This window comes from Carboxydocella sporoproducens DSM 16521, assembly GCF_900167165.1.
GTDB lineage: Bacteria > Bacillota.
The window spans coordinates 1-18630 of record NZ_FUXM01000045.1; the positions used below are offsets into that span (position 1 = coordinate 1).

Here is an 18630-nt window from a genome sequence, read left to right on the forward strand (position 1 = left end):
GGAGCCGTGGTCTAGTCTGGTCTAGGATGCCTGCCTGTCACGCAGGAGGTCGCGGGTTCGAATCCCGTCGGCTCCGCCAGGTTCAAATCATGCCACGGTAGCTCAGTTGGTAGAGCAGAGGACTGAAAATCCTCGTGTCGGCGGTTCGATTCCGTCCCGTGGCACCAGCATGCGGAAGTGGCTCAGTGGTAGAGCATCGCCTTGCCAAGGCGAGGGTCGCGGGTTCGAATCCCGTCTTCCGCTCCAGTCTTTGCGGAGAGATGGCCGAGTAGGTCGAAGGCGGTCGCCTGCTAAGCGACTATACGGGCTAAAACCCGTATCGAGGGTTCGAATCCCTCTCTCTCCGCCACTAGCGCCCGTAGCTCAGTGGATAGAGCGCAGGTCTCCGGAACCTGGCGCGTAGGTTCGATTCCTACCGGGCGCACCATAGTATGGGTGTAAAACATGCCACTATAGCTCAGTAGGTAGAGCGCATCCTTGGTAAGGATGAGGTCACCGGTTCAATCCCGGTTAGTGGCTCCACTCTATCACCTGCCGAAGTGGCGGAATTGGCAGACGCACCAGACTCAAAATCTGGCGTGGTTACCCCACGTGCGAGTTCGAGTCTCGCCTTCGGCACCAGTTTTAATATGGCAGTGTAGCTCAGGGGCTAGAGCAATCGGTTCATACCCGATGTGTCGTAGGTTCGAATCCTACCACTGCTACCAGCATGCGGAAGTGGCGGAACCGGCAGACGCGCACGTTTGAGGGGCGTGTGGGGAAACCCGTGAGGGTTCAAGTCCCTCCTTCCGCACCAACATGGTGACCGTCGCCAAGTGGTTAAGGCACAGGGTTGTGGCCCCTGCATGCGTGGGTTCGACTCCCATCGGTCACCCCATCTTATGCCGGAGTGGCGGAACAGGCAGACGCACGGGACTTAAAATCCCGCGGGCCAAAAGCCCGTACCGGTTCAAGTCCGGTCTCCGGCACCACCCCTTCCCTCTTACCTAAACTGCGAAACCCCTGCCGGATAAGCAGGGGCTTTTAATATATTGCTTAATGAAAGAAAGCGGCTACAAGGCCGCTTTTTCTAATTAAGGGCAACAGTCACAGGGCTGGCTAAAGCCCGCACAGCCACCGGGCTGAGTGGGCTCTGGTAGTTCAATGCACTGTTCAGTACATACTGGCAGGCAAACGATAGCATTTGCATCGGCTTCAGCAAAGATCTTCTTTTGAACTTCGACATGAATAGCATTGACAGGAGCATTATTAATTTGAATTACTGTAAATACAGCTTTACAACAACGTATATCTTCGATTATGCCACATACATTAAATTCTGGTGGGGTACAAACAATACAGCCGCCTGGCACAACATTGGCTGGTATGCAGACAGTAACGTTAAATGTACCAGTTGCCATTCCAATTCCACCAGAATAAGTAAACACGACTGTAACCGTATACTGTACTTTTAAACAAAACTCTAACCCATCATAAGTCGCTTCAGTAACGCTGACATTGGCAACTCCACAGTGAATTGGACAGGCATCATCAGGAATTGGCTGTCCTTCATTAAATGTTGTCAAATCATGTTCATTACACTCACATCCCCGGGCCCAGGCACATACTTTCCGCATAATGACCGGGATACACTGAGTAGCTGGAACCTGACGTTCGCTCATTATATATACCTCCTTTTGCCTAATCACTCGTTCCTATACCAAAATATGCTGGAAAAAAAGAAAAGTGCCGCCTAACAGCAGCACTGTTAAAAATGCACCCCGTTCCCATTTATTCCTGGGCAAAATGCTCGGTAAACATCATGCCATAGGGACCGCCTTTAATGATCCCTACACCATAGTGAGTATATTTAGGATTGAGAATATTGGCCCTGTGGCCAGCACTATTCATAAAATTATTATGGGCTCTCTCCGTAGCCCAGGTACCTGCTATGTTCTCCCCTGCTGCCAGATATTTCACGCCAACGGCCCCCATCATGGCCCATGGAGCGCCATATACAGGTGAGATATGGCCAAAATAGTTGTTTTTAATTAAATCGAGACTTTTTAGCCGGGCGGTAATCGTCAGACGATAATCGAATTTTAGCGGGGCAATCCCTACTTTCACCCGTTCTTGATTAATTAACTCCAGGAGTTTTTGTTCATCCTGGGTTAGGGGATAAAGTACCCTGGATACATCCAGCTTACTCCCTGCTGGTGCAAGAAAACCGTTATTTGCTTGTGTTACTGCTGGACTAGGAACAGTATTTTGCACAATCGAAGGTGCAGGAACAGCAGCGTTATTCTGATTAATTAAGTACGAAATAACCCTGCTATCAGCAACCCCATTAGGATAAACTCCCATTTGTTTTTGAACTGCTTTTACAGCAAGATAGGTAGTAAAGTCAAAATATTCATCAGGGGTTTTGGTGAAAAAGCCTTTGTCCACTAATAATTGTTCCAGAACTTTTATTTCCGGTGCATTTTGATAGATGCGATAAGGTGCATTGGCCGTTAAAATTTCCAAATCATTAGCCCAGGCTACTGAGGAAAACATAAGCAGGCTTATCAAGATTGCTACGATTAATTTACTAATTTTTTTCATAAAATACCCCTCCTTAATGTATGTTTTATATATTCTTCATCAAGGAGGGGATTCCTTTCAGTAATTTTTAGCAGCAAAGGTATTGAATTGCCAGTTGAATCTCGGGCTGCTCAGAAAGGGATTGAATTTTTTCCCACTGGTCTTCACCCTCCACCCAGGGCACAAGGAAAACGGGTATATTGCTTAAATGTTCTTTAATATATTGTTTGTTCATTTCAGCTAGTTCTTGATTGCTAGGCGTGGCTCCTGAAAGTATGATCGCTGCTACTTCTAGCTGTCTATTTTGTATCGCCTCCACTGTTAAGAGAGTATGGTTAATCGTCCCAAGGGCTGCTCTTCCGACAACAATCACTGGAGCTTTCAACTCACTGGCCCAATCAGCGACCAGTTGCCCGGGAAAATAAGGTACCAGCCATCCCCCTGCCCCTTCCACAAATAATATATCAAACTTACCTCGTAATTTGTCGATTTCGTTGATTATTTCCATTTTATCTATGAATGCTTCATGCTTATTGATAGCAAAAGCAGGAGCAATTGCTTCCAAAAAACTGTAAGTTAGGACTTCTTGCCCTTCCAAACCGGAAATTCTAGTGAGTATGCCGGCATCACTTGCTGACCACTCATCAACCCCGGATTGCAATGGTTTATATCCTCCTGCTTCCATCCCCCTTTTTCGCATTGCCCTAATCAGGCTAGCGGTAATTAAAGTTTTGCCGACTTCGGTATCTGTCCCGGTTACAAAAAACATTTTCCCCATTATATCACCCCTATCTGTTTCCCCGACTCATAAAGGGCTTGCAACAGCATCTCTATATCGCTGTCACTATGAGTCGCCATCAAAGTCACGCGCAACCGACTGCTGCCATCTGGTACAGTTGGTGGTCTCACTCCTGGAGCAATAATACCTCTCTTAAACAGTTCCCGGGCCAACTGCATGGTCTTGGCTGAGGAACCGATAATAATAGGTATAATCGGTGTAATGCCATCTGGGACATCGTAACCCAGCTTCCTTATCTGGGCTCTGACTTCTATCGCCAGATACCGTAATCGATTGCGGCGCCAGGCCTCGACTTTAATTAGTTTCACAGCCTGCAAAGCCGCCCCTACAACGGCTGGAGGTAAGGCAGTGGAAAAAATGAAAGAGCGACATTTATTGATTAGATATTCCTTTACAATGTTTCTTGTAGCCACAAATCCTCCCTCAGCAGCCAGGGCCTTGCTTAAAGTACCCATATGTAACAAAACCTCTTCCGGTGAAAGGGAATATTCTGCCACCGTTCCAGAACCATCAGGCCCCAAGACCCCGGTACCGTGGGCGTCATCTACCATTAACATGGCTCCATATCGCTGACAGCTCTTGACAATCTCAGGCAAAGGGGCTAAATCACCGTCCATACTAAAAACTCCATCAGTAACAACCAGTATCCGTCTGTACAGCTTATAGTTCTCTTTTAGCAGCTGCTCCAGGTGTTTATAGTCATTGTGTTTATAAATAACTACCTTAGCCTTACTCAACCGGCAGCCATCAATTATACTGGCATGATTGAGTTCATCACTTATAATCAAGTCTTCTTTTCCTACCATGGTAGAAATAATCCCTATATTGGCCATATAACCTGTACCAAAAAGCAAAGCATTCTCCTGCTTTTTTAACTCAGCCAGAGCCTGTTCTAGTTGTCCCTGCAAAGCATTGGCTCCATAAAGCAGCCGGGATCCACCTGTACCAGTACCATACTGGCGTACAGCCTCCTGACAGGCATTGACTACTTTCTCCTCTGTTGTCAAACCCAGATAGTTATTAGAACAAAAGAGCAGTTTTTCGCCATCAGCAGTCTGCACATGCGGTTGGGCAGCACTATAAAGGGGTTTAATCTCTCTGTATAATTCCCTCTCTCTAAGTAAGGCTAGTTCTTGCTCTATCCATTCCATTCACATCATCTCCTAGCCTTCAGTAACCTGAATGATACTGGCCTTTATTATTTCTAACATCTCCTGCAGCTGTTCATCATTGGAGACCAGTGGCGGCATAAAAACGATATTGTTGCCTAAAGGTCTAGTAATCAGACCCTTTTTTCGTGCTGCCAAACAGGTTTTAATTCCCATCTTCTCCTGCCAATCATAGGGTTCTTTCGTCAGTTTATCCCGAACCAGTTCAATCCCAACCATCAGACCCGCCTGTCGGATATCCCCGACATGGGGCAGTTCATTGAATTCGGCCAAGACCTTTTTAACTACTCCAGCTTTTCTTGCTGCTTCAGTTACCAAATTATGCTTTTTCAGTAATTCCAGGCTGGCCAGGGCCACAGCACACCCCAACTGATTTCCTGTATAGGAATGGCCATGGAAGAAGGTTTTCATTTCAGCATAGTCACCATAAAAAGCGTCATAGACTTTTTGGGTAGCCAGGGTTACAGCTAAAGGCATATACCCACCTGTCAGGCCTTTGGAAATGGCCATCAAGTCAGGGGACACACCATCATGATTAACTGCCCACAGTGCCCCGGTACGCCCAAATCCGGTGGCAACTTCATCGCAAATCATTAAAACATCATATCGATCACATAATTCCCTTACTTTTTTCACATAACCGGGCGGCTGAGTGATCATACCAGCAGCTCCCTGAATTACGGGTTCAATTACACAACCTGCCAGTTCATGGGCATGTTCGGCAAAAGCTTTTTCCAGAGCCTGTTCACATTCCTTCTCGCATTGACCAGCCTTTGCTCCAAAGGGGCAACGGTAACAATAAGGAGCAGCCACCTTTATCGTAGGAAATAACAGGTCCCTGTACGTGCCATGGTATAGATCAATTCCCCCCACACTAACAGCTCCAATGGTATCACCATGATAAGCATTCATCAGGGTTAGAAATTTGTTTTTCTCCGGTCTTGGATTTGGACACTGCCGCCAGTAATGAAAGGCCATTTTCACCGCAACTTCGACAGCAGTAGAACCATTATCGGAGTAAAAAACCTTGACTAAACCTGGAGGAGCAATTTCCACCAGTTCGCGAGCCAGCAGGGTTGCTGGAATATTACCATAACCCAGGTAACTACTATGGGCGATCTTCCCTAATTGATCAATAATAGCATCATTCAGCTCTTTTACATTATGTCCATGAATATTAACCCAGATAGAGGAAAAAGCATCATAATACTCCCGACCTTCGGTATCGTACAGCTTTACTCCTTCCCCTCTGGCAACTATTATAATCTCTTCTTCCAGCCAGTCCTTCATTTGGGTAAAAGGATGCCAGACATACTGTTTATCCCACTGAGCCAGTTGATCATAGGAATAGGTCATTGCACTACTCCTCCTTTTGCAAAATCGGTACGCCTCCAATCAAGCAGGGTACTTCTCGAAGCCAGTGTAGCACTGACTCTATCTGCTCCTCTTTCTCGATCCAGAATACCCTGCCTCCTCCTTTTCCTATGGGCTTAAAGTTAGGCAAACGACAATATCCCAATCTGGATGAAGCTACATAGCCGGTGGTATATTCAGGGTTATCAGACCAGCACAGTTCCGCCACTATCCCCGGACAGGCATTTACTTTACTGGCCAGAGCCAGGGCCTCGCTTAACCGCGTGTTAATCAGGCCAGCGCAGGTGAGCATTTCCCGTAACTGCTGATAAGTTGTCTGGTTCCAGCCAAATTTGGTCGCCCTGACATTTTCCCTTACAACCCGGTTAGAGTCCAGTGCTACCACCCAGGCTCCCCGTATATCCTGAGGAGGATTTTCCAGCAGCTGAAAGGCGGAGTTAATCTGTCGCTGTGTAATTCCGTTTCGGCCCAGCAATTCAGTTGCGAGTTTTCGAGCATCAACCGTAGTTGCAGGGTAAAATAACTTAACTGGCAGTAGCGAAACTTCTTGTACTCTTTCATCAATTTTTTCAACAGTGATCTGAAGAAAGTCCCATTTCCCTTTTTCATGGTTACTGGCTTTTTGCCAGAAGTAAAAAAGGCGGTCTTCAATTTCTGTTTCTGGCACCAGATCTTCAGCTCCGGATATGTGCCTTCCGCCCTTTTCATGAGGCCCTCCAGCAGCTGCCCGCATACGAATTGAATACCAGTTCATCAGAGGTTCACCTCAGATTTTCAGGCCTAAATCCTTGATCATCTGCAAATCTGTTTCTACTTCTCTGCCCTGGGTTGTCAGATAGTGACCAATCAGCATGCCGTTCAAGCCCGCCATCAGCCCCAATGCTTGCATGTCCCGCAAATTCACTTCCCTGCCACCGGCATATCTAATGTTTTTGGTCGGTAAGATAAAGCGGAAAATGGCAAAAGTTTTAATTACCTCTAAGGGTGACATAAGGGGTCGTCCTTCCAGTTTGGTGCCTTTAATAGGATTGAGAACATTAATGGGTATAGCGTCTACATCCAGTTCTTTTAATGTAAAAGCAAATTCAATTCTCTGGGCCATCGATTCCCCCATACCGATAATGCCTCCACAACAAACTTCCATCCCCGCCTTTTTTACATTTTTAATGGTAGCGATTCTCTCTTCATAAGTATGAGTAGTGACAATTTGGGGGAAGAAACTGCGAGCTGTTTCCAGATTATGATTATAACGGGTAACCCCAGCTTCCCTGAGCATCTGGGCCGCCTTTTCGCTTAATGTACCCAGGCAGGCACAAAGTTGTAAACTGATTTCTTGACGCAACCGTCTATAAATATCCAGTATCTTTAAGAAAAGCGGATCATTTTCATCCATTCCCAATCCAGCTGTAACCAAGTCGAAGTGGTGAGCACCAGCTGCTTCCATTGCTTTAGCTTTGGCAATTATCTCTTCTTCATTGAGCATCTCTACCGGAGTAATGTTGGTATGATGATGGGCAGACTGAGCACAAAAAGCACAGTCCTCTGAACATCTTCCGGTTTTTACGCTGATGATAGAACAGAGATCCACCTTATCCCCGGCGAACTTTTCCCTGATTTTGGCTGCCATGGCAGCCAGTACTTGAATGTCTGCCCCTTCTGCCCGGGCAAGTTCCATCGCTTCCTCAAAAGAAATTTCCTGACCATCTAATACCTTTTTGGCTAATTCAATAATTCGGTTAAACATCCAGAACCCTCCCTTTCTCTTTACTGTTATATTAAAGGGTGAAACCGGATATGTCAACCTGTTTTCAAAATATAGTTAACAAAAAACCACCCGCCGAACTGCGGGTGGTAAAAGCTTATCTTCCTTTTCTTTCGAAAGGCTCCCCTAGAGCTGCAGGCGGGGTGGCCCGGCCGATAACTCCAGCTAGAGCAATCATAGTGATGATATAAGGTGTAATCTGGACCAATTCGGTCGGGATAGAATAACCTTGCAAGCGTTGCTGCAAAGTATCAGTAAAGCCAAACAATAAACTGGCCCCAAAAGCACCAAAGGGTGTCCATTTACCGAAGATCAGGGCTGCCAGAGCTATAAAGCCACGACCAGCAGTCATGTTCTTAACAAAAACATTCAGCTCCCCGATGGAAAGGCTGGCTCCTGCCAATCCAGCCAGAGCACCACTGATAATAACAGCGATATAGCGAATTTTAGGAACACTAATACCCAGTGTATCAGCAGCTTTGGGATATTCCCCTACCGAACGCAATCTTAAACCGAAAGGAGTATAGTACAGCAAATAATGAGTAACTACAAGTACAATTAAACCGAAGTAAACGACAGGGTTAAAAGGTCCCCAACTGGGCAGCTTATTAACCTGCGGAGTTGTCCCTGCTACATTGAAAATTACCTGGAGCAGAAATAGAGTCGCCCCAACCGCAAGCAAATTTATAGCTGTACCGCTAACAACCTGGTTTGCCCTATATTTAATAGAAACAACAGCATGAATCAGGCCCATGATGGCCCCTACCAGAACAGCGCCGAACAGACCAATCCAGGCACTACCGGTAAAATAAGAGAACACTACTGCTGCAAAGGCACCTGAGAGCATCATACCTTCCAGGGCGATATTTACAACCCCGGAGCGCTCAGAGTAAAGGCCTCCTAAAGCTGCAATCAACAAAGGGGTCGCCGCTATTAATGTCGCTCTAATGATATCCCAAATGGTAGTCAAGTCCATTAGGCTTCGCCTCCCTTCAGCTTCGGCAGGAAGCTTCTTACAATCTGATCAGCAGCAACAAAGAAGATTATAATGGCTTGAATTACAACGATCAGGTCAGCAGGTACTCGTGTTGCCATATTCATGTATTGGCCACCATTCGCCAGAGCTCCGAAAAGCAGGGCAGAAAACAATACTCCTACCGGGTGATTCTTGCCCAGCAATGCTACTGCAATCCCCTCGAAACCATAGCCAGGCGAGAAATTGGAAATATAGGCCCGGTGGAAACCGAGTACCCGTTCAGCTCCGGCTAAACCAGCCAGCACGCCAGAAATAGTCATGGCAAGGATAATCATTTTCTTAACATTGATACCACCATATTCAGCAGCCAGGGGGTTCAAGCCTACCGCTCTAATTTCATAACCGGTTACAGTCTTCCAGAGCAAATACCATACCACCACCAGAGCCACCAGAGCTAAAAAGAAACCCACATTCATCTTAGAACGAGTCCAGTTGTTGGTCAGCTCCTGGATTGTAGCTAACGCTGCCGAAGGGGCAACATCAGGAGTACGGGGGACCTGTCCGGGGGCCTGAAAGATTTTTACATAATAGGCAGCAATACCGTAAGCAATATAGTTCATCATAATGGTATTAATAACTTCATGCACACCCAGTTTCGCTTTCAAATAACCGGGAATCGCCGCCCAGATACCGGCAGCAGCCATCGCTGCTAGAATTGCAACAATGGCATGAATAGGGCCAGGAAGAGAAATGGCAAAACCAACATAGGCCGCCGCTGCAGCAGCTATATACATCTGTCCTTCTACACCTATATTAAACAAACCGGTACGAAACGCAAATGCTACAGCTAAACCGGTAAAAATCAGCGGAGTAGAACGGGCCAGAGTGTTAAAGAAACGGTGTTTATCCCCAAACGCTCCCTGAATCAAAGCTCCATAGGCCTCCAGCGGGTCTACTCCAATTGCCAGCATAATTACTGCGCCCACCAGTCCAGCTAGCAGGATTGCCCCAACTGGTACCAGCCACTCTAGAAACCGCTTCATTGTAGCCCCTCCTTTACGCCTGCCATCAAGAGACCAAGTTTTTCTTCGCTGGCATCTTTGGCATCAAGTATATCCATGATTTCACCCTCAAACATTACTGCAATTCGGTCACTCAAGGCCAGAATCTCCTGCAGTTCAGCAGAAACCAGCAAAACGGCAGCACCATTATCCCTTGCTTCGATAATCCTCTTATGAATGAATTCAATCGCACCGATATCCACACCACGGGTAGGTTGGGCAGCAATCAACAATTCGGGATTTTGATAAAACTCCCGCGCAATAATTACTTTTTGCTGGTTTCCTCCGGAAAGAGACCTGGCCATAGCCTGTGGCAGACGGGGCCGCACATCAAAGGCTGGAATAAGGTTTTCGGCATGGGCCTGAACAGCTTTTTCATTTATACCATACCAGGCAGAAAAAGGAGCCCGGTGCTGATAGCCCAGGATCAAGTTATCGGCAATAGTATAGTCCAATTCCAAGCCTCTTTTATGCCTATCTTCAGGTATGTGGGATATACCTGCATCTTTCACTGCCCGGGGAGATTGATTGGTAATCTCCTGCTCCTTAAAGAATACTTTACCATTGGTAGCCTTTCTTAAACCGGTAATAACTTCGATAAGTTCAGTCTGGCCATTACCGGCAACACCAGCAATACCCAGTACTTCGCCTTTTTTCAGCTCGAAAGAAATTCCTTTTAAGGCAGGTAATTTCCTATCATTCAGCGCTTCCAGATTTTCAACTCTGAGAATAGTCTGTCCAACTTTTGCCTCAGTTTTAGGCACTTTCAGGATTACTTCCCGGCCCACCATCATGCGGGCTAATTCATTTTGATTGGTCTGGGCAGTGGCAACCGAGCCAACAGTACGTCCAGCCCGTAGAACGGTAACATTATCGGTAATTTCAATAACTTCATTGAGTTTATGAGTAATAAAGATAATGGTTTTACCCTGAGCAGTCAGGTTTTTCATGATCCGGAACAATTCCCGCACTTCCTGGGGAGTTAAAACAGCTGTCGGTTCGTCCAGTACCAGTATTTCCGCTCCCCGATAAAGGGCCTTGATAATTTCAACCCGCTGTTGCATCCCTACGGAGATATCCTGTATTTTGGCCTGCGGATCTACCAGCAAATTATATTGTTTGGAGATTTCTTCAACCTCGCGGATTGCTCTCTCCATGTTCAGCATAATGCCTTTTTTGGGTTCTGAACCCAGGACAATATTTTCCGTAACTGTAAGGGTTGGCACCAGCATGAAGTGCTGGTGAACCATACCAATACCCAGCTTAATAGCCGTAGTAGGGCTATCAATGGTGACTTTTTGTCCATTGAGCAATATTTCTCCGCTATCCGGTTGATATAACCCATAGAGAATACTCATCAGGGTGGACTTACCTGCACCATTTTCTCCAACCAGAGCGTGGATTTCCCCTTTTTTTATCGCCAGGTTTACATTATCGTTAGCGATAACTCCAGGGAACTTCTTGGTAATATTACGCATTTCCAGAATATAGGTCATAGAGCTGCCTCCTTCGCTAAAGAGGGTGCTGTTTGGTAACAGCACCCTCTCTCCTATTCATTTACTTGGCAGTTGGGTCTTTGACAGTGATTTCGCCTTTTGCAATCTTTTCTTTAGCATCATTTACAGCTTTTACAACATCATCAGGAATAGCTTTCTTCATATCTTCGATTTTCTTGATAGCAGCGGCATCATTTTTAACCCCTTCTTTTTCAACGGGCTCAACGTTGCGCAGATCGGTCAGGCCAACGCCATCTTCTTTTACACCGAAAACTTTATTACCAGCGGTGAACTTGCCATCCAGAGTGTCTTTTACTACCTGGAAGACAGCCACGTCTACCCGCTTCAACATAGAAGCCAGGATAGTACCAGGTTTAATCCAGTTCTGGTTGGAGTCTACACCAATAGCGAATTTGCCCTTTTCAGCCGCAGCCTCAAATACCCCTTGACCAGTACCACCAGACGCATGGTAAATAATGTCAGCACCATTGTTGAACTGGGTAGTTGCCAGAGCTTTACCTTTTACAGGGTCATTGAAAGCCTCACCAGTTGTACCAGCGTAAGCGGATTGTACTTTTACATTTTTGCCAAAGTTTTTGTTAACATATTCTACCCCTTGCCTGTAGCCTTCTTCAAACTTGTGAATCAAGGGGAAGTCAGCACCACCAACAAAACCGACATTACCGGTCTTTGACATCATAGCAGCCAGAACGCCAGCCAGGAAGGAACCTTCATGCTCCTTGAAAGTCAAAGAAGCTACATTGGGCTTGTCTACTACTTCGTCAATCAGAGCAAATTTTACATCTGGAAATTCAGTAGCGACCTTTTCCAAAGAGGTCTTCATCAAGAAGCCGACACCGATAACCAGATCATAACCGTTTTCGGCCAGGAAGCGCAGTGCTTCTTCATCAGAAGCCATTTCTTTGGGTTCAATGTATTTATATTCGATACCCAGTTCTTGTTTGGCTCTTTCCAAACCAGCAATAGCAGCGTCGTTAAAAGATTTATCACCTTTACCACCAGTAGACAGTACGATCCCTACTTTGATGCCTTTTGCTTTTGGAGCTTCTCCGGTAGGTGCTTTTTCTTCAGTCTTCTTGGCACAACCAACGCCGACCAGAGAAACTGCCATAATCATGATGGCCAGCAACAGCAAGGAACGGTGCTTACGGAACAGCTGATACATTTTAATCACACATATCCCTCCCAAATTTTTAAGGTAATTCCGGAACCACACATGCAATCGTTTGCGCTCCTCTCGCCTCCCTTCAAACAGTTGAAGAAAAGAAATAATTATTTTCTTTTTCTGATAACCTTAAAGTTGAAGAAATCAGGGCGGAAATAGTTTTCACAGTAAAATATCGGGACCCCGCTACGATCAAAGTGAATTTGTTTTAGTAATAGTAAGGGACTGTTTTTGCGAATGTGCATGAGCTTGGCCATGTTTTCGTCAGCATTTATCGGTACAATTTGAGCTATCGCCTGTTCTATGTAGATACCCAGTTGAGATTCCAGCAAGCTAAAGAGTGAACCATCCCAGCTGGCATTCTCAGGCAAGCGTTCTGTATATATTTTGGGAATGTAGTCGATACAATATACTGCCACCTTATTATCCGCTGTTCTAAGGCGGGAAAGCTTGAGTAGCTCTGCGCCCACAGGTAAATTGAGGGCTTCGGCCATGCTTTTATCGGCTTGAGCTTGTTCCAGTCCAACTATAATAGAGCCTGCTTTCTGGCCTAATTTTTCAATGCTTTCTGTGACACTGAAAAGCTCCTCAATCCCTCGTTCTACCAGGGCCCGGGGCTGATTAACAAAAGTCCCAATTCCCTGTTTTCGGGTTAATACCCCTTCTTCTTCCAAAACGCGCAAGGCTTCTCTTAGAGTAGCCCTGCTCACTCCGAATAAGCGGGCTAATTCCGCTTCAGGAGGTAACTGTTCTCCTGCCTGGTAGCTACCATCAGCAATCATTTTTTCCAGTCTTTCTTTGACCAGCAAATATAGCGGTCTATTATCCTGTCTAACCTGCATAATGTTATCCCCCTGTTCCGCCTGACTGACGTTAGAGGTCAGACATCTGATTTTATTTTAATATGACTTTGGCTATTTGTAAACTATTTTTTTAGAGAATCCAAAAAATTATCCAGCTGCTCTTTCGAAAGCAAGACGGTGCGCGGCTTACTGCCCTCGTGAGGTCCTACCACACCAATCTGTTCCAGTAAGTCCACTAACCGGGCTGCCCGGGCATATCCCACCCTCAGACGCCGTTGTAGCAAAGATGCTGAGGCCTGACCATGCTCAACTACCACCCTGACTGCCTGAGGTAACAGATCATCGTCTATATTCTCCGGGCCCGCTGTTGTGTCTTCCGGTAAATTGATTACCTCTTCATTAAAAATCGGAGCTCCCAGAGTTTTCAGGTGACTAACAATCAGTTCTATCTCCTCTTCTCCAATATAGGCGCCCTGAACCCTAATCGGCTTATTGGCTCCAATCGGATAATACAGCATATCCCCTCGCCCCAGCAGTTTTTCCGCCCCGGCCATATCCAGAATAGTTCGGGAATCGATCTGGGATGAAACAGCAAAGGCGATACGTGAAGGAACATTCGCCTTGATTAAACCGGTAATAACATCCACAGAAGGCCGCTGGGTAGCAATTACGAGATGAATACCAGCCGCCCGCGCCATCTGAGCGAGGCGACAAATAGCATCCTCTACATCGGCAGGCGCCACCATCATCAAGTCAGCCAGCTCATCAATAATTACAACGATATAGGGCAATGGTTTCTGGTTTTGTTTTTGCAACCAGTTGTTGTAGCCTTCGATATTTTTTACTTTGGCCTCAGCGAAACTGGTATAGCGTTTTTCCATTTCCATTACCGCCCAGCGCAAGGCACCTGCAGCTTTTTTGGGATCCGTAACCACTGGAGCCAGCAGATGCGGAATGCCATTATAGATGGATAATTCCACCATTTTAGGATCAATCAGCATGAACTTGACTGTTTCTGCCCCCGATTTATATAGAATACTGGTAATAAGACTATTAATGCAGACAGATTTTCCTGAGCCCGTAGAACCAGCTACCAAAAGATGGGGCATCTTGATCAAGTCAGCCACCACCGGTTGACCAGCGATGTCCTTCCCCAGAGCCACAGTGAGAGGCGATGGACTGTTCTTAAACTGAGGACTTTCAATTACTTCTTTTAAAAACACAGGGGCAGGAGTTTTATTGGGCACTTCAATTCCTACTGCTGCCTTGCCGGGGATGGGTGCTTCAATTCTCACCTGTGCTGCTGCCAGGGAAAGGGCAATATCATCAGCCAGGTTGACTATCCGGCTAACTTTAATTCCAGGGGCAGGTTGAATTTCGTAACGGGTGATAGTTGGGCCTACGCTGACCTGCTGAACTTTTGCCTTTACCCCGAAGTTATCCAGGGTTTGTTCTAGCAAAGCAATATTTTTATTAATTTCATCCTCTGACAGGGTGAAATTGCTATTTTCTGGTGCTCGTAACAATTCGATATCCGGCAAGGCCGCACTTTCAGCTCTTTTGCTGTCTGTGTCAATTTCTGCAGTAATGATAGGTTCAGGCGGATTGCTAACAACCTCTGTTCTTACCAGAACCTGCTCTTTTTCTGCAGACTTTACTTTAGTACTCGTTCTGGTCCTGGCTTTTCCTTCTTCTCTGGGCTTCTGGCGGGATGAAACTAATCTGGTCATTATTCCTGTTAAAACTTCCTTTGTCCTGGAATAGAGCCAGCGTAGCCCGCTGCTGGCCGAAACTTCTGAAATTATTAATATCCCTGTCAAAAATAAAGAAATGATAATAACATAACTACCAGCCTTACCAAAAAGTTTCAGCAAAATCCAGCTAAAAGCTGCTCCCAGAAGTCCTCCTCCAAGCCCACCGCTGGCATAAGCAAAAAACCCTTCCGCAGGAATATCCATATGCAAATAGGCTAAAACGCTAAGCAATACCAACCCGGCGCCAGTAAGCCTCTTCTGCCATGCCGCCTGAGCCCAGTAAAACAGGCGATAAAAACCAATATAAAATAAAAAAAAGGGAAAAAACCATACACCTTCACCGAACAAGGAAAAAAGAAACTTGCGCATATAGATGCCCAGCAGGCCAATTTGGGCAGCGGATTTTTCTAAAATAATCAAAAAAGTTAAAATAGCCAGGGCTATCCATCCTATCCCCTTAAGCTCGTTTTTAAATCTCGTACTGGTTTGGCTTGGTTGTACCTTAGGCACACAATCACCTCCAACTGGTGTTTATTTATTCCACACCCCTCCGCGGTTTTCCTGCAAAGAAAAACCCCCAATGAGGGGGATTAAAATTTGCCAAACCACTGGGCAATCACTATGCTGATCCCTAAAAACCAGGTGTAGTAGGAAAAATATTTTAGACTCCGGTTCTGGATCAAGGCTATCATCCAGCGCACAGCTAGATACCCTGAGATAGCTGCCAGCAAGGTTCCGGCCAGCATCGGCCCTATTTCCATCCCCGCCTGATTTATCCCAGTTTTAGCTAAATCCTTCACCTGCAATACTACTGCTCCTAAAATGGCAGGAATAGATAAAAGGAAAGAGTAGCGAGCAGCAGCATTTCGTTTTAAACCGACAAATAGAGCTCCCGCAATAGTAAGTCCTGAGCGGCTAATAGCTGGAAGGATAGCAACACCCTGTAACAGACCTACTACAATCGCGTCAAAAATAGTCATATCATCCAAGCGTTTATAGCCCTCGCGAAATCTTTCAGCCAGCCAGATAACCAGACCGGTGGCAATGAACTCATAACCCAGAGTACTGCCACTGGCAAATAATTCTTCAAAAAGATCCTTGAAAAGCAAAGCGATTATTACTGTAGGTAATGTTCCCCAGAAGAGCAACCAGGTTAGCCGTTGCCAAGGTCGTCGTAATAAGGAAATAATATCTTCCCAAAAATAAACAACTACGGCTACAAGGGTGCCCAGGTGCAATAATGTATCCAGTAATAAGCCAGCTTCCTTAATACCCATCAATTTTTGCACTAGCACCAGATGTCCCGAGGATGATATGGGAAGAAACTCTGTTAACCCTTGAATAATACCTAGAATAATAGCCTCAATATAACTCATTTTCCTGCCTCCCAGTCTAATAATGACATTACTTTGTTATTATAACAACAATCACCCCCTTTAGCAATTAGCTAAAGGGGGATCAACCAACCTTCCGGGAGCAAAATTAGGGTTAAGATAGTCATCCAGGTTAGTACTAATTATTCGATAGACTTCAATTTTCCCATCCCGTAGCCTACCCTGCAGGATAAGATCTCCATATCTATACTCACTTACATCGCTTAAAAAAGAATAGTCAACAGGAAAAATTGCCTCTGGAGCAAGAGGAGTATATAATATCATTTAACTTCTGGCCTCCTTGATCATATCTTTTAGTTTAGCGAGGGCCTTACTTAATCCGCCTACCTCATCGATTAAACCAACTTCAACTGCCTCAGCCCCTATTAATACCGTCCCAATATCCCGGGCCAGTTCACCTGTTCGGAACATGAGCTCGCGAAATTTCTCGGGAGTAATCTTGGAATGTTTTGTTACAAATTTAACTACCCTATCTTGCATTTTATCCAGATATTCATAGGTCTGAGGAACCCCTATCACCAGTCCGCTCAAACGAATGGGATGAATGGTCATCGATGCCGTTTCTGCGATAAAGGAATATTTAGCCGCAACCGCTATCGGGGTCCCAATGCTGTGGCCTCCCCCAAGAACCAGGGATACGGTGGGTTTACTTAAACTTTCCACCATTTCAGCAATAGCCAGACCGGCCTCCACATCACCACCGATGGTATTCAATATTAACAGAATACCCTCTACTTCCGGGCTTTGCTCCAATGCCACCAACTGCGGTAATATATGCTCATACTTGGTGGTCTTATTTTGTGGAGGCAGCATCATATGTCCTTCGATCTGACCTACTATGGTAATACAGTGGATAGAACTTTTATTCACGGCGGGATTCTGGGGTTGTCCATATTCTTTTATTGGATTAAAAGTCTCTTTCCTGCTGGCTCCTGGTAAAGGCGCTGCCGGTTCAGGATTTACCGGTACTTCCGGTTCATTATCCTGGGTAAAGGTCTGTAAAGCCACGGCAGGCTCCCACCACTGCCAATGGTAGTTAGACATAAATTGCCCTCCTTTCTTCCTCTATGGTTTGCGATAAAAGCAAAAAAAATACACCTTCTGCTTGGTGGTAGTAAAGATGTAGATTTTTGTCGCTTTGTATACAGGATTTGGCAGCAGGAAATCAGGGAGATGCGAGGAATATGTCATAAAAAACCAGCAAGGGGGAGTTATTTGTGAAAAAAGTCCTTATCTCTTTTTTGTTTGTGGTGTTTTTATTGCCAGCGACGCTGGTCTGGGCCTGGGAGGACCATATCATCCTGGGTCGTACCTATGATGGGGAGGTGGATACCACCCATACCATTCCCGGCTATTCCCTGGAGCAAATGCTGAAGTTTCTCTACTATGAGGCCAGCAATGTGGAAGAGATTCTGGCTATTGATGGAGTGCCCATCAGCAAGACTCCGTGGAAGAAGTACGGGGGGAAAATCAATCCAAAGGTGAAAAAGCCCGACCCAATTGATACTATGCCGAGGCCTATAAATGTGGCATTTTCTAATGGTCTATTTGTCTATTTTCCAGATCAGCGACCTGTTTTTTATAAAAACAGAGTTATGGTCCCACTTCGTGCTTTTGCTGAGGCATTAAGTGCAAATGTTTCTTGGAACCAGCAAGATCAAAGCATTAAAATACAGAAAGACAATACAATGATAGTTTTTAAAATCAATTCAAATATTATGCTTATTAATGGAATTGAAAAAAAGATGGATATCGCACCCTATATCCTTAACAAGCGAACCATGACGCCAGTTCGTTATATCTGTGAGGCGTTTGGATATCAGGTTAGCTGGGATAATAACGCTAAAATGGTGTTAGTCAATGTTGATGTTGATTTTGTTCCCGGAGGTTACGGCAATGAACAGTAAAAAAATAGCTTTGGTGCTGTTTTTAATCTTTTTGAGTTTTATAAGTAATTTTTCTTACGCAAATACTAATGTTGAACATAAAAATTCTTATATGTTCGGAAATTATCCTTCTAGAAATAGGATATTTAATGACCCCACCTTTCCGCCCATTACCACCCAGTGGGAAGTACAGCTAGCCCCGGCGGGCAAACCCGGTGAACCGCCAATCTTAGGCCAGCCCGTCATCCTCAGCCAGGAACAAAATATCTACATCAAAGCCGGCCAGGAAATCCTGGCCTTAGACCTTAACAGCGGCCAGCTCCTCCAGCGCAAGCAGATTGAAACCACAGCCACCTTTCCTTCCATCTCCTCACCCACCTACAGGCAGGGCCGCCTTTTCTTTGGCAC

At 45.6% G+C, this 18630-nt stretch carries 18 protein-coding genes and 11 tRNA genes; 13 read left to right on the forward strand and 16 right to left on the reverse strand.

The annotated features are described in order from the left end of the window. From B5D20_RS11925 to B5D20_RS11975, 11 genes are all read left to right on the forward strand, one after another. Positions 1-79 (forward strand) — tRNA-Asp (locus tag B5D20_RS11925). Positions 80-91: 12 nt separating this feature from the next. Then, a tRNA-Phe gene (locus tag B5D20_RS11930) sits at positions 92-167 on the forward strand. Between the two features lie 4 nt (positions 168-171). Continuing rightward, positions 172-246, forward strand: a tRNA-Gly gene (locus B5D20_RS11935). Positions 247-254: 8 nt separating this feature from the next. Then, positions 255-349 (forward strand) — tRNA-Ser (locus B5D20_RS11940). Positions 350-352: 3 nt separating this feature from the next. Beyond that, positions 353-427, forward strand: a tRNA-Arg gene (locus tag B5D20_RS11945). Between the two features lie 19 nt (positions 428-446). Beyond that, positions 447-522, forward strand: a tRNA-Thr gene (locus tag B5D20_RS11950). A gap of 11 nt (positions 523-533) precedes the next feature. Next, a tRNA-Leu gene (locus B5D20_RS11955) sits at positions 534-621 on the forward strand. Positions 622-631: 10 nt separating this feature from the next. Then, positions 632-707: transfer RNA gene (locus B5D20_RS11960), tRNA-Met, on the forward strand. 4 nt (positions 708-711) lie between these two features. Further along, positions 712-796 (forward strand) — tRNA-Leu (locus B5D20_RS11965). Between the two features lie 5 nt (positions 797-801). After that, positions 802-877, forward strand: a tRNA-His gene (locus B5D20_RS11970). 6 nt (positions 878-883) lie between these two features. Continuing rightward, a tRNA-Leu gene (locus B5D20_RS11975) sits at positions 884-971 on the forward strand. A 102-nt stretch (positions 972-1073) separates the two neighbouring features. On the opposite strand, the gene B5D20_RS11980 is transcribed toward B5D20_RS11975, so the two are convergent. The 16 genes from B5D20_RS11980 to B5D20_RS12055 all read right to left on the reverse strand — a co-directional run bounded on the left by B5D20_RS11980 (position 1074) and on the right by B5D20_RS12055 (position 17380). Then, positions 1074-1661, reverse strand: a complete 588-nt coding sequence (locus B5D20_RS11980; protein WP_078666457.1) for a hypothetical protein — start codon at positions 1659-1661, stop codon at positions 1074-1076. 109 nt (positions 1662-1770) lie between these two features. After that, positions 1771-2583: a CAP domain-containing protein gene (locus B5D20_RS11985; protein WP_078666458.1), complete on the reverse strand. Its 813-nt coding sequence runs from the start codon at positions 2581-2583 to the stop codon at positions 1771-1773. 67 nt (positions 2584-2650) lie between these two features. Continuing rightward, complete coding sequence (gene bioD, locus B5D20_RS11990; RefSeq protein WP_078666459.1) at positions 2651-3340, reverse strand: dethiobiotin synthase; 690 nt, start codon at positions 3338-3340, stop codon at positions 2651-2653. Further along, positions 3340-4512: an 8-amino-7-oxononanoate synthase gene (gene bioF / locus B5D20_RS11995; protein ID WP_078666460.1), complete on the reverse strand. Its 1173-nt coding sequence runs from the start codon at positions 4510-4512 to the stop codon at positions 3340-3342. Before bioF ends, bioD begins: the two co-directional genes overlap by 1 nt. 12 nt (positions 4513-4524) lie before the next feature. Next, entirely contained in the window at positions 4525-5886 is a 1362-nt protein-coding gene (bioA, locus tag B5D20_RS12000; RefSeq protein ID WP_078666461.1) for an adenosylmethionine--8-amino-7-oxononanoate transaminase, read from the reverse strand. Between the two features lie 4 nt (positions 5887-5890). Beyond that, the gene (locus tag B5D20_RS12005; RefSeq protein WP_078666462.1) at positions 5891-6658 is read right to left on the reverse strand and encodes a 6-carboxyhexanoate--CoA ligase; all 768 of its coding nucleotides are present in this window, start codon (positions 6656-6658) and stop codon (positions 5891-5893) included. 12 nt (positions 6659-6670) lie between these two features. Beyond that, positions 6671-7648 carry a biotin synthase BioB gene (gene bioB / locus B5D20_RS12010; RefSeq protein ID WP_078666463.1) on the reverse strand — a complete coding sequence of 326 codons (978 nt, stop codon included), beginning with the start codon at positions 7646-7648 and terminating at the stop codon, positions 6671-6673. A gap of 115 nt (positions 7649-7763) precedes the next feature. Next, positions 7764-8642: an ABC transporter permease gene (locus B5D20_RS12015; protein ID WP_078666464.1), complete on the reverse strand. Its 879-nt coding sequence runs from the start codon at positions 8640-8642 to the stop codon at positions 7764-7766. Continuing rightward, positions 8642-9685 carry an ABC transporter permease gene (locus B5D20_RS12020; protein WP_078666465.1) on the reverse strand — a complete coding sequence of 348 codons (1044 nt, stop codon included), beginning with the start codon at positions 9683-9685 and terminating at the stop codon, positions 8642-8644. Before B5D20_RS12020 ends, B5D20_RS12015 begins: the two co-directional genes overlap by 1 nt. Further along, on the reverse strand, positions 9682-11199 hold the full coding sequence (locus B5D20_RS12025; protein WP_078666466.1) for an ABC transporter ATP-binding protein: 1518 nt from the start codon (positions 11197-11199) through the stop codon (positions 9682-9684). Before B5D20_RS12025 ends, B5D20_RS12020 begins: the two co-directional genes overlap by 4 nt. A 61-nt stretch (positions 11200-11260) precedes the next feature. Beyond that, a complete protein-coding gene (locus B5D20_RS12030; RefSeq protein WP_078666473.1) occupies positions 11261-12385 on the reverse strand; it encodes a BMP family lipoprotein in 1125 nt (374 codons plus the stop codon). Positions 12386-12492: 107 nt separating this feature from the next. After that, positions 12493-13227, reverse strand: coding sequence for a GntR family transcriptional regulator (locus tag B5D20_RS12035; protein ID WP_078666467.1), 735 nt, complete (start codon positions 13225-13227; stop codon positions 12493-12495). Positions 13228-13310: 83 nt separating this feature from the next. Further along, a complete protein-coding gene (locus B5D20_RS12040; protein WP_078666468.1) occupies positions 13311-15452 on the reverse strand; it encodes a DNA translocase FtsK in 2142 nt (713 codons plus the stop codon). Between the two features lie 80 nt (positions 15453-15532). After that, positions 15533-16318: an undecaprenyl-diphosphate phosphatase gene (locus tag B5D20_RS12045; protein WP_078666469.1), complete on the reverse strand. Its 786-nt coding sequence runs from the start codon at positions 16316-16318 to the stop codon at positions 15533-15535. A gap of 60 nt (positions 16319-16378) precedes the next feature. Continuing rightward, a complete protein-coding gene (locus B5D20_RS14320; RefSeq protein WP_078666470.1) occupies positions 16379-16600 on the reverse strand; it encodes a YlzJ-like family protein in 222 nt (73 codons plus the stop codon). Further along, positions 16601-17380, reverse strand: a complete 780-nt coding sequence (locus tag B5D20_RS12055; RefSeq protein ID WP_078666471.1) for a ClpP family protease — start codon at positions 17378-17380, stop codon at positions 16601-16603. Between the two features lie 173 nt (positions 17381-17553). Here B5D20_RS12055 and B5D20_RS12060 point away from each other — a divergent pair, with 173 nt between their 5' ends. Then, a complete protein-coding gene (locus B5D20_RS12060) occupies positions 17554-18243 on the forward strand; it encodes a copper amine oxidase N-terminal domain-containing protein (RefSeq protein ID WP_078666472.1) in 690 nt (229 codons plus the stop codon). Continuing rightward, a partial coding sequence (locus tag B5D20_RS12065) for a hypothetical protein (protein ID WP_143311864.1) occupies positions 18233-18630 on the forward strand: 398 nt, incomplete at its 3' end. The genes B5D20_RS12060 and B5D20_RS12065, both read left to right, overlap by 11 nt.

What these genes read in the sequence shown, in the direction of transcription:
- B5D20_RS11980 (WP_078666457.1), bottom strand. Translation starts at nt 1,661, where the DNA reads ATGAGCGAACGTCAGGTTCCAGCTACTCAGTGTATCCCGGTCATTATG.
- B5D20_RS11985 (WP_078666458.1), bottom strand. Translation starts at nt 2,583, where the DNA reads ATGAAAAAAATTAGTAAATTAATCGTAGCAATCTTGATAAGCCTGCTT.
- bioD (WP_078666459.1), bottom strand. Translation starts at nt 3,340, where the DNA reads ATGGGGAAAATGTTTTTTGTAACCGGGACAGATACCGAAGTCGGCAAA.
- bioF (WP_078666460.1), bottom strand. Translation starts at nt 4,512, where the DNA reads ATGGAATGGATAGAGCAAGAACTAGCCTTACTTAGAGAGAGGGAATTA.
- bioA (WP_078666461.1), bottom strand. Translation starts at nt 5,886, where the DNA reads ATGACCTATTCCTATGATCAACTGGCTCAGTGGGATAAACAGTATGTC.
- B5D20_RS12005 (WP_078666462.1), bottom strand. Translation starts at nt 6,658, where the DNA reads ATGAACTGGTATTCAATTCGTATGCGGGCAGCTGCTGGAGGGCCTCAT.
- bioB (WP_078666463.1), bottom strand. Translation starts at nt 7,648, where the DNA reads ATGTTTAACCGAATTATTGAATTAGCCAAAAAGGTATTAGATGGTCAG.
- B5D20_RS12015 (WP_078666464.1), bottom strand. Translation starts at nt 8,642, where the DNA reads ATGGACTTGACTACCATTTGGGATATCATTAGAGCGACATTAATAGCG.
- B5D20_RS12020 (WP_078666465.1), bottom strand. Translation starts at nt 9,685, where the DNA reads ATGAAGCGGTTTCTAGAGTGGCTGGTACCAGTTGGGGCAATCCTGCTA.
- B5D20_RS12025 (WP_078666466.1), bottom strand. Translation starts at nt 11,199, where the DNA reads ATGACCTATATTCTGGAAATGCGTAATATTACCAAGAAGTTCCCTGGA.
- B5D20_RS12030 (WP_078666473.1), bottom strand. Translation starts at nt 12,385, where the DNA reads ATGTATCAGCTGTTCCGTAAGCACCGTTCCTTGCTGTTGCTGGCCATC.
- B5D20_RS12035 (WP_078666467.1), bottom strand. Translation starts at nt 13,227, where the DNA reads ATGCAGGTTAGACAGGATAATAGACCGCTATATTTGCTGGTCAAAGAA.
- B5D20_RS12045 (WP_078666469.1), bottom strand. Translation starts at nt 16,318, where the DNA reads ATGAGTTATATTGAGGCTATTATTCTAGGTATTATTCAAGGGTTAACA.
- B5D20_RS14320 (WP_078666470.1), bottom strand. Translation starts at nt 16,600, where the DNA reads ATGATATTATATACTCCTCTTGCTCCAGAGGCAATTTTTCCTGTTGAC.
- B5D20_RS12055 (WP_078666471.1), bottom strand. Translation starts at nt 17,380, where the DNA reads ATGTCTAACTACCATTGGCAGTGGTGGGAGCCTGCCGTGGCTTTACAG.